Source organism: Amycolatopsis sp. NPDC043887, from assembly GCF_056435665.1.
In genome coordinates this window covers 1-13,195 of the sequence record NZ_JBWKEB010000024.1, presented here as the reverse complement: position 1 = coordinate 13,195, position 13,195 = coordinate 1, and the positions used below count along the sequence as shown (strand labels likewise).

Below are 13,195 nucleotides of genomic sequence, written 5' to 3'. Positions count from 1 at the left end.
CCGCACCGAGCAGTCCCACAGACCAATGGCGGTTGTGCGGGCAAAGTGGCGATCATAAGGTGCAGGGACCAGCCTGGGAGGTTTCTGTGCGAGGAAACTGGTTGCTCCGTTCGTGCTTGGCGCTCGCCACGGTCACCGCGACCCTGATCGCCACCGGTCTGCCCGCAGCGGCCTGCGGCGAGGAGGACAAACCGGCCGGCGAGAAGGTCCGGGTCGTGGGTGCCCCCGGCGCGGTGAAGAACGTCAAGGCCGTCGGCAACGTGCCCGACGCGCAAGGCGCCATCGCCATGGGGTTCCTGCAGTACGGCAAACGTGACGTCATGGCGGTTTCCGGCGAGTTCGGCCTGAAGGTCTACGACCTCACGAAGAACCCCGCCGCGCCGAAGCTGATCGGTGAAGTCAGCCTTCCCGGTCTGTGGGAGACCGAGGACACCGAGGTCGACGTCAAGCGCAAGCTCGTCTTCCTCGCGCGCGACCCGCGGGCCTACGGCGGTACCACGCAGACCGGCGAGTCCGGTATCTACATCATCGACCTGAAGAACCCGGACAAACCGGCCATCCTCAGCTATACCAAGGTGCCCGCCGGCCACACGACCAGCTGCGTCGACGACTGCCGGTATCTGTGGACCGGCGGTCCCGCGAAGGCCGCGAACCAGCCCGCGGAGTGGGGCGGCCGCCCGATCTGGGTGACCGACATCCGCGACCCGCGCAACCCCAAGACGTTCCCGAACCCGATCGAACTCGCGCGCAACGACGGCAAGACCGACTACGTGCACGACGTCCAGGTCGACGCCGAGGGCGTGGCGTGGGTGTCCGGACGAGGCGGCGTCCGCGGTTACTGGACCAACGGCCACCACCGCGATCCCGTGCGGGGGAAGGTCCGCCGCGCGACCGCGTTCGACCCGGTGCCCTACGCGGGCGGCGGGATCGAGGAGACGGCGGCGCCGTCGAAGTTCATGCACAACAGCTTCCACCCGGCGGGACACCGCTCGGCCGACGGCGCCGACGCGAACCGCTGGCACGGCCGAGACCTGATCTATGCCACCGAAGAAAGCTTCCTCGACGGCTGCGCCGGTGACGGCGTGCTGACGATCTCGTCGCTGAAGAACTCGTACAACGGCGAGGGCTGGCGCTCGACGCCGGAGAAGCCGTTCCGCCTCGAGTCCGTCGGCACCTGGAGCGTCGCCGGGCAGGAAGGCAGCGACCCGGCGTCGGGTGACTGCTCCGCGCACTACTTCGACATCCGCGGCAAGGTCCTCGTGCAGTCGTTCTACGCGCAGGGCACGCGATTCCTCGACGTCAGCGACCCGACCGACCCGAAGCAGATCGCCTACTTCCGCCCGGCGGACGCCAGCGCGTGGGCGCCCTACTGGCACAAAGGTTACGTCTATGTCGCCGACAACACTCGCGGAATCGACATCCTGAAGCTCACCGCCTGAGGGAAGATGTTCCCCATGCGCACCATGGGGAAGACGTGGGGGATCACGGCCGCGGTCGTCCTGATCGCGGCCTGTGCCCCGGCAGCGCCGGAGGAAATGGCCGTCCGCACCGATCCGGCGCCGGTCGCCGAGGACTTCCCCGACGTCGGCGAGATCGTCGAGGCGTCCTGGGTCGAGGAGAGGATGGGCACCTCCGAGGGCCGGATCGAGGCACCCGGGCCGTCCGACCTCCGGCTGTCCGCCGTGGTGAAGCTTCGGCCCGCGGCCGTGTCGAAGGTGATCAGCGATCTCAAGTGCGAAGCCGGGGTCCCGGAGGTGCCGAAACAGCTGAAGGGGCTTCTGACACCCGGCGTGGCATGGCTCTCCTGCGAGCTGCCCACGACCACCAAGTCGCGGACCGCTTTCGTGGTCGACGGCTCCGAACAGGCCTTCTTGAGGTCGACGACGATGTAGCGGGCTGAGTTCGCGAACGGGGGGAACGATGTCGGCCGAGGTGGGGAACGATCCTGCGGGTGAGCACGCGTCCGGTCACTTCGGATTCTCCGATGTGGCGGTGATCGCGGCCGGTGCGGTGTCCGGTGCTGTCGGCGCCTACGCCTACTACAGCGAGCCGCTTCGGCCACTGGCGCACAGCTTCACCCTTTGGATCGTGCTGATCGTCGCCGTCGTCCCCGGGATGCCGAGGCGTCGGGCAGTGGTTCGAGCGGTTTGCGCGCTGATCGCGGCGGTACTCGCGTTCTATCTCGGCAAGGCGGTGATGTACGGCGTCAAGTACGCGGGCATGCCCTACCGGATCGACCTGCCGACGCTCGTACTGTGGTGTGGTCTGGCTGTTGCCGGTGGCCTCGTCGCCGGACTCGTGCTCGATGCCGTCGGGCGGACCGACCGGCGCGGCACCGTGGCCACCGCGGCGGTCGTGGGTCTGCTGGTCGCCGACCTCGTCCGGCGGTCCGACCGGTCCGGAGTCGGAACCTTGGCGGTCGTGACGGCCCTCGCGATCGCCTTCGTGGCTTGGCGGGGAATCCGCTCGCGCCGGCAGGCCGCCCAGGTCGCCTTGGCCGCTCTGCCGATGGGACTTGCCGGTCTCGTGGTCGTGTCAGCGCCGGACTTCTTCGAGGGCTTGTTCGGCAACCTCAGTTTTTGAGCTTCGGGTTCCAAGCCGTCAGCGTCAGCTTGCCCGTGGTCCCGAGGTCGGTGTCGACCGTGATCCGCTGCTCCGGGTCACCCTTCGCGGCCGCGACCGTCACGTAGGCGCCCGCTTCCGGCGAACCCACGGTGACGGTGTTCGACCACGAGACGACCGAGAGCAGTGTCCCGCCGGGCTGAACCGTCTGCGCGCTGACACCGGGATCGATCGCCATGTACGACGTCCCGTGCTCGACCTCGACCGCCATCGGCCGCTTTTCCTTGTCCAGCAAGCGGACTTCGGGATAGCCGGTGAGCGTGCGCGGTGTCGTGCCGCAGTTGGTGAGGGTGAGCACGATCGCGCGATGGCCCAGCGCGGCCTCGACCGGCCCGGATTTCACCGTCACCCCGGTGCCGAGACAGCCCGCCGGTTCGACGGTGCCCGGCACCGGCGTGGGCACGGGCTGAGGGACCGGCGCCGGGGGCGGGGGCTCAGTGCACCCCGCCACGAAGAGCAGTAGTCCGCCCAGCAACCCCAGTTTTCCCAGCACGCCGGAACCCTATCGATGTCCGTGAAGGCCTCCTTCACTACCGTCAGGGTAGGCAAGGAGGCCTTCACGGACACGCCATGGTTTGCCTTACCCCTCAAGAAGCCAGCAACTCCTGTAACTCGCGGATGGCGTTGGCCAGTTCGGTCGCGAACAGCTCCATCTCGTGTGCCACGTGCTTCGGCGTGCACAGGTACAGATTCAACGACTCCGGCAGCAGCACGTACGCGACACCGATGCACTGCGGGCTGGTCGACCCGAAGCCGAAGTACTGGATGTTCACCGACGGCGCCGAGCTCGTGCTCAGGTAGTCGTCGCGCATCTTCAACCAGCCGGGTGACGAGTACAGCGCCGGAGAGTCCTCGACGCCGCGCCGCTTCTGGATCAGCTGCAGCTCCCACAGGTGCTGCTCCGGCGCGTCACCCGCCTGACACTCCTTCGCCCGCGTGACGTGCTTCGCGGCCGCCGCGCGGAAGGCCGCCTGACGCGTCTGCCGGTCGGCCTGCGGGTCGTCCATCACCTGGACGAACCACTGCACCTCGGGCGTCACCACGCGCATCGCTTCGGTGCGCCCATTCTGGTACTGCCGCGTCGCGATCGACTCGTACGTCGCGCCGGTGATCCCCTTCGCCCGCTTGTGCGCAAGCTGGTACGCCATCTGCGCGAAGGCGTCCGGGGACATCCCCAGCTCCTTCGCCCGCTTCGCGCCGAAGTCGGTGAAGGACACCGTCTTCGTAGCGGTCGCCTCGGCGTACTCGGCGAAGGACGCGGCAGCGGCGCGGGCGTCCTCGCGCAGCGCCTCACCCAGGACGAACTCGATGAGCTCGGACGCCGGGACGCCGTCGGCGGGCGGCCGCTCCAGCCGCGTTCCGCTCAGCAGCGCGTCGGTGAACCCGAGGATCGTGGTCCCGTCCAGTTCACAGTGCTCGACGTTGATCCCCGCCGTGCCGTCCTCGAAGACGATCAGCGAAACGGCCTTGTCGAACCAGCGGTTCCCGCTGTCGCCGTGCAGCAGGTTGTCGCACGCCTCCTGCGTGTTCGCCGGCGTGAAATCCTCCAGGCACAGGCAGAACAACGCCGTCTCGATGTCGTCGAGCGCGGCCGCGTTCCCGGCGGCGAGCAGCGCTTCCCGCGTCGCCGCCCACTCCGCCCTGGCCTTGGTGGTGAAATGCCCGGCGGCGGTCCGCGGGTCTTCGATGAAGTTCCCCGACTTGACGATCACCTGCAGGCCCGCGACCAGCTGTTCGGGGGAGTACGGGCGGCCGTCCGGCGCGATGACGTCCATCCGGAACGGGGTGTCGCGGTGGAAGACCACGATATGCCGCGCCCTCGACGGCCCCGGCCAGTCCTCGCGGTACGGCGTGCGCGCGGTGTCCTGCACGGCGCCGGGGATCCGCGTCGCCGAGAACAGGTACTTGTGCTGCACCATCGACTGCGGCTGCCCGCGCAGCACGATCGGCGGCACCAGTTCCTCGTCGAGCTTCAGCTTGTAGTCCACCGCCGACGCCGCCAGTTCGGCCGCGCGCTCGAGCTGTCCCAGCGGGGATTCGGTGAACAGGAAGAAGAAGTTCGCGTTGAGCGCGATCCGGTCGCGGCGGCCGAGGTAGCGGTACGGCCAGAAGGTGTCGAGCCAGCTGCGGACGCCTTCCCGCTTGTCGTAGGCCTCGAGCGCGCTCTGCAGTTCGTGCGCCGGGCTTCCTGCCGCGAGGAACTCGGCGACGGCGCCTTCGGTCTCCGCGAGCTCCCCGGGGGTGAGCAGCGGCGAGCACCACTCGAGAAACCGGCGGCAGGTGTCGTCCAGGCTGGGGACGGGGACCCGCGGCAGGATGTCCTCGTTGCCGAACGTGCGGGTGGACGGTTCCGGACTGCTCACGATCATCCTTGATCTCGAAGGGGAAGGGCGTTCAGCGCGGAGGCGAGCTCGCCCGCCGCGCCGTTCGGCCGGGAGACGAACAGCCGCGCGTACAGCCGGCCGTCGGCTTCCAGCCCACGCGGGTCGACGCCCGCGACGGAAAGATTGTCCAAGATCTGCGACTGTTCCTCAGCCGAAGCGAATCTCCGCTGCCGGAAGAGGCCGTCGACCCCGGTCGTCTCGTACTCGAATTCGGCGAGGCTCTCGGCGACCGGCCCATAGGAGAACATCCGGAGGACGAAATGCGCCATCCACGGCCGGTTTTCCCGCGCGATCCGGACGAGGGTCTTCTCGGTGACGTAACCGACGCAGCCGGTCGAGATGACGATGTCGACGTCGGCCAGCAGCGCGCGCTGCTCCTCTGTCGGGTCTTCGCTCTCCAGATCCGCGTGGATCGCGTCGTCGATGAAGCCCGCGGCGAGCGCGTAGTCCAATGCGGGCGCGGAGGCGTCGAGGCCGATGAAGCGGACACCGTCGCCGACGGCGAGCTTCTCGACCATCCGGCGATCGCGCGCGATCAGCTCGTCCCGGCTCAGCGACTCGCCGTCCCGGTAGTGGTCGTACAGCCGGTCCATCGAGATGTCACAGCGATGCAGCGCCGCGTTGACGCCGTAGGAACAGCCGAGGTCGAGCACCGTCGGGACCTTGACGTCGGCCTCCGCGCGGTACTCGTCGATCAGTCTCGCGAAGTACGCCTTGGCCTGCTGGGGGATGTCGTAGTCCAGTCTGCGCAAGGTGCCGAAGAACGCGCGAGGATCGGGCTCGGTGTAGATGTCGTCGAAATTGATCTTGCCGGTCGAATCCAAAGGCACGGCCATGCTCCTGACTTAGTCGAGCAGCTGATCGCCCCGGACCGCCGCGGAAGCGACGTGTTCCGGCAGGACCCGGCCGAACAGCTGTCTCGTCCGTTCCGGACTGCCGATGACCCCAGGGCGCTCGCTGTACGCGAAGATCGCGGAATGGCGGGCGACTGCCCCTTGAACCCTACTCACCCGGTGCAGCGCGAAGCGTCCGCGAAACAGCTGAAGATCGCCAGGACGCAGAGTGAGCCGCTTGATCAGATGATCACGTTCGCCCGCCAGCACGGCGCGGACGTCGTCGAAGTTCTCCGCCGTTTCGGAGCGGATGTTCGGGCAGTATTCGAAGACTCCGCCGTCGGCCGCCTCCTGGGTGAGCATGCTGACCGTGTACTCGTTGGTGTCGAAATGCCACGGATGTGAGCGGCCCGGCTCGATCACGTTGAGCACCAGGCCGGACAGCGGATCGGCGAGTTCGTGCAGCTCGGGGAGTTCGAAGCAGTCGGCGACGAACCGCTGGAACTCACGGCTCGAGTACAGCTGCTGGATCACCGCGGTCGCCGGGATCCGGTCGCGCGCCACGAAGGCGTTGCCGCGTTCCATGATCGTGCGGCCGGGGTGGTCTTCCGGCAGCGGAGTGTCGATGGCGATGTTGTAGGCGTTGACGCGTTCGACCTTCGCGTACGCCTCCGGAGCGATCTTCGCGCCTTCGTCGCGAAGGACGTCACGCAACTCCGGACGGATGAAGTCGGCCAGCACACTGCAGCCCGTTTCCCGCAGTTCGGCGCGGGTCCGGGAAACGATTTCGCGCCACGCGGGGCTTCCCGGCTCGGACAACGGATAGCGGGCGGTATCGGCCACCTGGACTGCGCTCGCGGTCATCGACGTCCTCTCGGCTGCCCGGAAGTGAGTCTCGGGTTTAGCACAGAAAACGCCCGCGAACCCCGCGCCTTGTGAGCGGTGCCACACGGAACGTGACGGCCCCCTTGCCCGCGGTCGTACGCGGGTAAGGGGGCCGTCAATGACTTTTCGTCAGCTGGTGACAAGCGGCAACAGCGGCCGCCGCACCGCCGTCGCGACGCCGTCGGATGCCTGGGCCGCGGCGATCCGCTCGGCCGTCGGCGTGCCGTACTCCGTGGTCCGCTGCCGCAGCGGACGGCCCAGCGGTTCGACCATCGCGCGCATGTCGCTGATCGTCTTGTACGACCCGTTGGCCGCCCCCGCCATCCGGCTGATCGTCTCCTCCATCAGCGTCCCGCCGATGTCGTTGACCCCGCCCTGGAGCACCGCGCGGCTGCCTTCCTCACCGAGTTTCACCCACGAACTCTGGATGTTGTCGATCATCCCGTGCAGCAACAGCCGGGACAGCGCGTGCACCGCGCGGTTCTCGCGCAGCGTCGTCCCGGCCCTGGCGAGCCCGGCGAGGTAGATCGGGGAACTCTGGTGGATGAACGGCAGCAGCACGAATTCGCTGAAGCCCCGCCGTCCGTTGCGCTCCAGGCCCTCCCGCTGCAGCTTCGCCAGCAGCTTCAGGTGCCCGACCCAGTGCGCCGGCGTGTCGACGTGGCCGTACATCATCGTCGACGTCGTGGTGATGCCGAGTTTGTGCGCGGTGGTGACGACGTTGATCCATTCCGACGTCGGCAGCTTGCCCTTCGTCAGCACCCAGCGGACGTCGTCGTCGAGGATCTCCGCGGCCGTGCCCGGCAGCGAGTCGACGCCGGCCTCCTTCGCGCGCGCCAGCCAGTCCTCGATCGAGAGGTTCGTCCGCGAAGCGCCGTTGACGACCTCCATCGGCGAATACGAGTGCAGGTGGATGTCCGGCTGACGGCGTTTCACCTCCGCCGCGAGGTCGAAGTACGCGGTGCCCGGCAGATCCGGGTGGATGCCGCCCTGCATGCAGATCTCGGTCGCGCCCGCGGCCCACGCCTCGTCGACCCGGTCGCCGACCTGCTCCAGCGAGAGCGTGTACGCGTCCGCGTCGGTGCGCCGCTGGGCGAACGCGCAGAACCGGCAGCCGGTGTAACAGACGTTGGTGAAGTTGATGTTCCGCGTGACGACGAAGGTGACGTCGTCGCCGTTCACCTCGCGACGCAGGTCGTCGGCGATCTTGGTGAAGGCGTCAAGCTCCGGCCCGTCGGCGTGCAGCAGAGCCAGAGCCTCGTCGTCCGAAAGCCCGGCGGGGTTCTTTTCCGCGCTGCGCAAGGCATCCCGGATATCGAGGTCGAACCGCTGCGGCGCGGTCTTGATATTGCCCTTGATCTCGGCCCAGTCGCCGTAGACCGAGTCGAAGTCGCTGCGGCGGTCTTCCGTGCGCCCGACGGTGTCGACCTCGACGTGCAGATCGGTACGCCCGGCCTCCTTCCAGCCGCCGTCCGGCTCCTGCCACGGGATGCCCACCGGGATCGCCTCTTCGATGGCGAGCCCGGTCTCGGTGTCGGTCAGCGGCGCGAGATGCGCGTTCATCCGCGGGTCCAGCCACGGCTCGCCGGCCTTGACGTACTCCGGGTAGATCGGCAACCGCTCGCGCACGGTGAAGCCGAGCGCCTCGGTGCGGCGTTTGAGCTCGTCGATCTGCGGCCACGCGCGTTCGGGGTTCACGTGGTCGGGGGTCAGCGGCGAGACGCCGCCCCAGTCGTCGATACCCGCGTTCAGCATCAGTTCGTACTGCTGGCCGATCAGGTTCGGCGGCGCCTGGATCCGCATCCGCGGCCCGAGCACGAGACGCGCGACGGCGATGGTCGCGGCGAGTTCTTCGAGATCGGCGTCCGGGGTCGCGCGCATCTTCGTGTCCGGCTTCGCGCGGAAGTTCTGGACGATGACCTCTTGAATGCCGCCGTAGGTCTTCGCGACCTTGCGGATCGCGAACAGCGAGTCGGCGCGTTCCTCGAAGTTCTCGCCGATGCCGATCAGGATCCCCGTGGTGAACGGCACCGAACTGCGTCCTGCGTCCTCCAGCACCCGCAGGCGCACGTCGGGGTCCTTGTCGGGCGAGCCGTAGTGCGGGCCGCCCTTCTCCGTGTACAGCCGCTTCGCCGTCGTCTCCAGCATCATGCCCATGGACGCCGAAACCGGCTTGAGCCGCTGGAAGTCCTGCCAGCTCAGCACGCCCGGGTTGAGGTGCGGGAGGACACCCGTCTCCTCGAGAACCCGGATCGCCATCGCCCGGACGTAGGACAGCGTGTCGTCGTAGCCGTGCGCGTCGAGCCAGTCCTTCGCCGCCTTCCAGCGGTCTTCCGGACGGTCGCCGAGGGTGAACAGCGCTTCCTTGACCCCCATTTCGGCACCCTTGCGGGCGATGTCGAGGACCTCGTCGGGGGAGAGGAACGGCGATTCGACGCGGCCGGGGACGGTCGCGAAGGTGCAGTAGCCGCATCGGTCCCGGCACAGCCGGGTCAGCGGGATGAACACCGAACGGCTGTAGGTGACCACGCCCGGACGGCCTGCCGCGACGAGTCCGGCGTCGCGGACCCGGGAGGCGTGCTCGGACAGCGTCTTGAGATCGTCGCCGCGCGCCTGGAGCAGGATCGAGGCCTCGGTGAGGTCGAGGGTCTTCCCGTCGCGCGCCCTGGCGAGTGCCCGGCGCATCGCCGAGGTGGTGGGGGCGTTCGCGTCAGCAGGGGATGCCATTCCCGCACGCTATGGCCGGACCCGCTCCACCTGCCAGTGTGCATCCCGCCACCGCGTCACCCACGTGGGTGTGATCACTGTTCTCGCTGGTCAGGGCGCGATCTTGGTTGCCGATCGATGGGTCGGAGTGTATTACCTAAAGTGTGGCTTCGGTGATCGGCAAGAAGGTCGGCGGGCGGACGTACTACTACCTCGTCACCTCCGCGCGGGTCGACGGCGAGCCGAGGGTCGTGTCGCAGCGCTACCTCGGGACGGCCGAAGAGATCGGGCGCGCGATGGAGGGCGATGTCTCCGCCCCCGGCGAAGCGCGTCACCGGACCTTCGGTGACGTCGCAGCGGTGTGGGCCACGCTGCGACGGCTTGACTTCGTGCGCCGGGTCGACGAAGCCGTCGGAGCCCAGCGCGCCGCGACCACTCTCGGGACGCATCTCGCGCTCGCCGTTCTGCACCGGGCGACAGCGCCCGAAACGCAGTTGGCCGACTGGTGGCGTGAGTCCGTCGCCCGGGAATTCATCCAGGCAGACCTTCCGAATCACTGGCGGGCGCTGCACCGTCTCACCGGCGAACGGATCGCCAGGATCGAGACCGCCGTCGCCGACGCGGTGCTCTCCTGGCTGGGGACGGGCGACGCCGCGCTCGCCGTGGACGTCGCGCAGTTCGCCACCTTCACCACGGCAGACCCCTGCCGCTGCGAACTCGCCGGACTCGGCCTGGTGGTGACCAAGGACGGCGCGATCCCGCTGGCGTCACACGTGTACCCGCGGGAAGAGGCGCCGCCGTTCGCCGCGCTCGCCGAGCGACTCCGCTCGCTGTACCCCGTCACGCTGGTCTTCACCGCCGGCCAGGCCGCGCAACTGGACCTCGGACGGCACTTCGTCGGCGCGCTGCCTCTTTCGGAGCATCCGGAGCTGTTGGCGAAACCGCCGTCCGCGCGCAAGCCCGTCGACCCGGAGCGCTTCGCCGGGCTGACCGCTCTCGACACCAGAGCCGTGGTCGCGGGCGTGCGGCGGCGAGTGATCCTGACCCATTCGGAGACCCTGCACAACGCGCAGGCCCGCGCGTTCGGCGAGGAACTGGGCACCGCGACGCGGGAACTCGCCGGCCTCGACGCCGCACTCGCGTCGGGCGTCCACCGGGGTGACCGCGGCCAGGTGAACGCCGAAATCGCGCGGATCACCCGCGGCCGCCGCGTCGAACGGGTGCTCTCCCCTTCCCTGACGGGGACGAAGCCGGGGGAGATCCGGCTGACCTGGAAGGTCGACGATGCCGCCGTGTCGCGGCTGCACGACGAGTTCTTCGGCAAGCAGGTGCTGGTCACCGACCACGACTGGCCGGTGTCCGAAGTCGTCACCGCGTACCGGGCCCGGACCCACCTCGACTCGACGTTCCGCTGGCTGACCGGTCCCGCCGTCACCGGCCCGGCCCCGCGCTGGGAGTGGACGCCGCATCGGATCGCGGTGCACACCCTGGTCACGGTGCTCGCGTCCACGGTCACCCACCTCATGCGGCGCGAGGCCGACCGGGCCGGGATGAACCTGTCGGTCCGTGAGCTGATGGACAGCCTCGCGGGGATAGGGGAGACGGTGCTGCGGTATCCGTCCACCGGCGGCCGCCCTCGGACGCGGCGCCTGCTGACCGAGCGGAGCCCGGAACAGCAGGCGCTCTTCGACCTCTTCGGTCTTAGCTCTCTCGGTGAATATGAAGCGCGGAGAAGCTCTGCACCACCGGCATCAACTCGATGACGTTGATGTTCACGTGCTCCGGCTGCGAAGCCGCCCAGAAGACGGACTCGGCGACGTCGGCGGCCGTCAGCGGCGTCGTGCCCTTGTAGACGTTGTCGGCCTTGCTCTGATCACCCTCGAACCGGACGACGGAGAACTCCGTGCCGCCGACCAGGCCCGGCTCGACGTTGGTCACCCGGACGCCGGTGCCCTGCAGGTCCGCGCGCAGGTTCAGGCTGAACTGGTGGACGAACGCCTTGGTCGCCCCATAGGCGTTGCCACCGGGATAGGGGTAGGAGCCCGCGACCGACCCGATGTTGATCACGTGTCCGCGGCCGCGCTCGACCATGCCGGGCAGCAACGCGCGGGTGAGGTGCGCGAGCCCCCTGATGTTCGTGTCGATCATCTGGTCCCAGTCGTCGAGCTTCGCCCGATGGGCGGGTTCGAGTCCTTTCGCGAGGCCGGCGTTGTTGACCAGCAGGTCGACTTCGGCGAATTCGGCGGGCAGCGTGCCGGGGAGCGCGGCCACCGCGTCGGCGTCCCGGACGTCGAGCTCGAAGGGGAGGACGTTCTCGCCCAGCTCGACGGCCAGCTTGTCGAGCCGGTCCTTACTCCGCGCGGCCGCGACGACCTTGGCGCCGTCGGCGGCGAACCGGCGGACGATCTCGACGCCGAATCCGGCGCTGGCACCGGTCACGAAAACGGTCTTCTGGGACATGGAAGGCATCACTCGATCTCTTTCAAGAACTGTGCGAACACGGTGTTGAACTCGGCCTCGCGCTCCAGGTTAGGCATGTGAGCGGCGCCCTCGATCACCGCCAGGGTGGAGCCGGGGATGAGGTCGTGCATGAGCTCGGCGTCCGCGACCGGCGTGAACTCGTCCTCAGTCCCGACGACGACCAGGGCCGGCACTTCTACGCGAGTGAGGCTGTCCCGGTAGTCCGGACGCTCGGCGCGCCCCCTGAGTGCGGCCGCCGCTCCTTCCTTGGGCGTCGTGCGCATCATCCCCAGGACGTGCGCCGCCACGTCCGGCATCGTGCGGACGTTCTCCGGGGAGACCATCTTCGTCAGGACTTCCTCCGCGTACGGGTTCAGTCCCTCCGCGAGGATCCGGTCCGCCATCTCGTTGCGGACGCGTTTGCCCTCTTCTGTCTCTTCCTGGGGAGAGGTGTCGGCGAGCAGGAGCCCGGCGACGCGGTCGGGGTAGGTGCGGTGGAACTCCATGACGATCTGCCCGCCCATGGAGAGGCCGCCGAGGACGAAGCGCCCGAGGCCGAGTCGATCCGCGAGACGCGCGATGTCCTTGGCGAAGACGTCGAGCCCGGTCTTGCCCGGGACCACCGTTGTCTCGCCGTACCCGCGGAGGTCCGCTGTGATGACCCGGTAACCCTCCTGACTGAAGCGCTCGGCCTGGGGACGCCACATCGAACGGTTGAAGGGGTGGCCGTGGACGAGGACGACGGGCAACCCGGTGCCGAGGTCGTCGTAGGCGACGGAGATGCCGTCGAGTTCCGCAGTGCTCATGAGCCCGACGCTAATCGGAGCAATCATCAGGATCAATACGGTGCAATGTACTCGGAGCAATATTCTTCGCCGGAAGTTCGCCGGGTGGTTCCCCGGCCGCCTGTGGGGCGATCGCCGGCTTCGACCCTGTATATGGCCTCTGACCTGCGTAAACGCCGTTAAGGTACCCCCCTGTTTTCGGGGGTTTCCGGACGTGTAATCTTCTCTTCGTCGCCAGGGAGACCGGGTGGCCGACCGGGACACGAACCAAGCTCTCGCTCAGTGCGATTGAGTGGGTGTCTCACCAAAAACTGCTAGGAATGACTGCTTCGGATAAGGCCGTGTGACTGCGGTGCGATCTGGGGTGTGTTGCTTGAGAACTCAACAGTGTGCTAGTGAACTAAGCCAGTAGAGCTTATGTTTTTTGAACCTCGTTTTGGGGTTCCTTTGAGAGCATTAGATTGCCTCGATCAAATTTGACATTGTTGGAGAGTTTGATCCTGGCTCAGGACGAACGCTG

11 protein-coding genes are annotated in these 13,195 nt (G+C 68.0%); 4 read left to right on the top strand and 7 right to left on the bottom strand.

Translation table 11 applies throughout. The annotated features are described in order from the left end of the window. Positions 1–101 precede the first annotated feature (101 nt). The 3 genes from AC069H_RS38975 to AC069H_RS38965 are packed head-to-tail and all read left to right on the top strand — an operon-like array spanning position 102 to position 2,583. Positions 102–1,439, top strand: a complete 1,338-nt coding sequence (locus AC069H_RS38975; protein ID WP_478235711.1) for an LVIVD repeat-containing protein — start codon at positions 102–104, stop codon at positions 1,437–1,439. Between the two features lie 15 nt (positions 1,440–1,454). Then, positions 1,455–1,892, top strand: coding sequence for a hypothetical protein (locus AC069H_RS38970; protein ID WP_478235656.1), 438 nt, complete (start codon positions 1,455–1,457; stop codon positions 1,890–1,892). A 28-nt stretch (positions 1,893–1,920) separates the two neighbouring features. Further along, the gene (locus AC069H_RS38965; protein WP_478235655.1) at positions 1,921–2,583 is read left to right on the top strand and encodes a hypothetical protein; all 663 of its coding nucleotides are present in this window, start codon (positions 1,921–1,923) and stop codon (positions 2,581–2,583) included. Here AC069H_RS38965 and AC069H_RS38960 read toward each other — a convergent pair. From AC069H_RS38960 to AC069H_RS38940, 5 genes are all read right to left on the bottom strand, one after another. Next, positions 2,573–3,115 (bottom strand): DUF4232 domain-containing protein, encoded by a 543-nt coding sequence (locus AC069H_RS38960; protein WP_478235654.1) that lies wholly within the window; start codon positions 3,113–3,115, stop codon positions 2,573–2,575. The two genes, AC069H_RS38965 and AC069H_RS38960, sit on opposite strands and share 11 nt — an antisense overlap. A 94-nt stretch (positions 3,116–3,209) precedes the next feature. Further along, positions 3,210–4,991 (bottom strand): choline/carnitine O-acyltransferase, encoded by a 1,782-nt coding sequence (locus tag AC069H_RS38955; protein WP_478235653.1) that lies wholly within the window; start codon positions 4,989–4,991, stop codon positions 3,210–3,212. Further along, positions 4,988–5,842, bottom strand: coding sequence for a class I SAM-dependent methyltransferase (locus AC069H_RS38950; RefSeq protein WP_478235652.1), 855 nt, complete (start codon positions 5,840–5,842; stop codon positions 4,988–4,990). The genes AC069H_RS38955 and AC069H_RS38950 overlap by 4 nt, the downstream gene beginning before the upstream one ends. 9 nt (positions 5,843–5,851) lie before the next feature. Further along, a complete protein-coding gene (locus tag AC069H_RS38945; RefSeq protein WP_478226423.1) occupies positions 5,852–6,703 on the bottom strand; it encodes a HalD/BesD family halogenase in 852 nt (283 codons plus the stop codon). A 150-nt stretch (positions 6,704–6,853) separates the two neighbouring features. Continuing rightward, the gene (locus AC069H_RS38940; RefSeq protein ID WP_478235710.1) at positions 6,854–9,409 is read right to left on the bottom strand and encodes a bifunctional FO biosynthesis protein CofGH; all 2,556 of its coding nucleotides are present in this window, start codon (positions 9,407–9,409) and stop codon (positions 6,854–6,856) included. A gap of 185 nt (positions 9,410–9,594) precedes the next feature. On the opposite strand from AC069H_RS38940, the gene AC069H_RS38935 reads away from it, so the two are divergent. Further along, positions 9,595–11,193 carry an IS1634 family transposase gene (locus AC069H_RS38935; protein ID WP_478235651.1) on the top strand — a complete coding sequence of 533 codons (1,599 nt, stop codon included), beginning with the start codon at positions 9,595–9,597 and terminating at the stop codon, positions 11,191–11,193. Here AC069H_RS38935 and AC069H_RS38930 read toward each other — a convergent pair. Beyond that, positions 11,132–11,890 (bottom strand): SDR family oxidoreductase, encoded by a 759-nt coding sequence (locus tag AC069H_RS38930; protein ID WP_340688535.1) that lies wholly within the window; start codon positions 11,888–11,890, stop codon positions 11,132–11,134. The genes AC069H_RS38935 and AC069H_RS38930 overlap by 62 nt on opposite strands. 8 nt (positions 11,891–11,898) lie before the next feature. Then, complete coding sequence (locus tag AC069H_RS38925) at positions 11,899–12,696, bottom strand: alpha/beta fold hydrolase (protein WP_478235650.1); 798 nt, start codon at positions 12,694–12,696, stop codon at positions 11,899–11,901. Positions 12,697–13,195 lie beyond the last annotated feature (499 nt).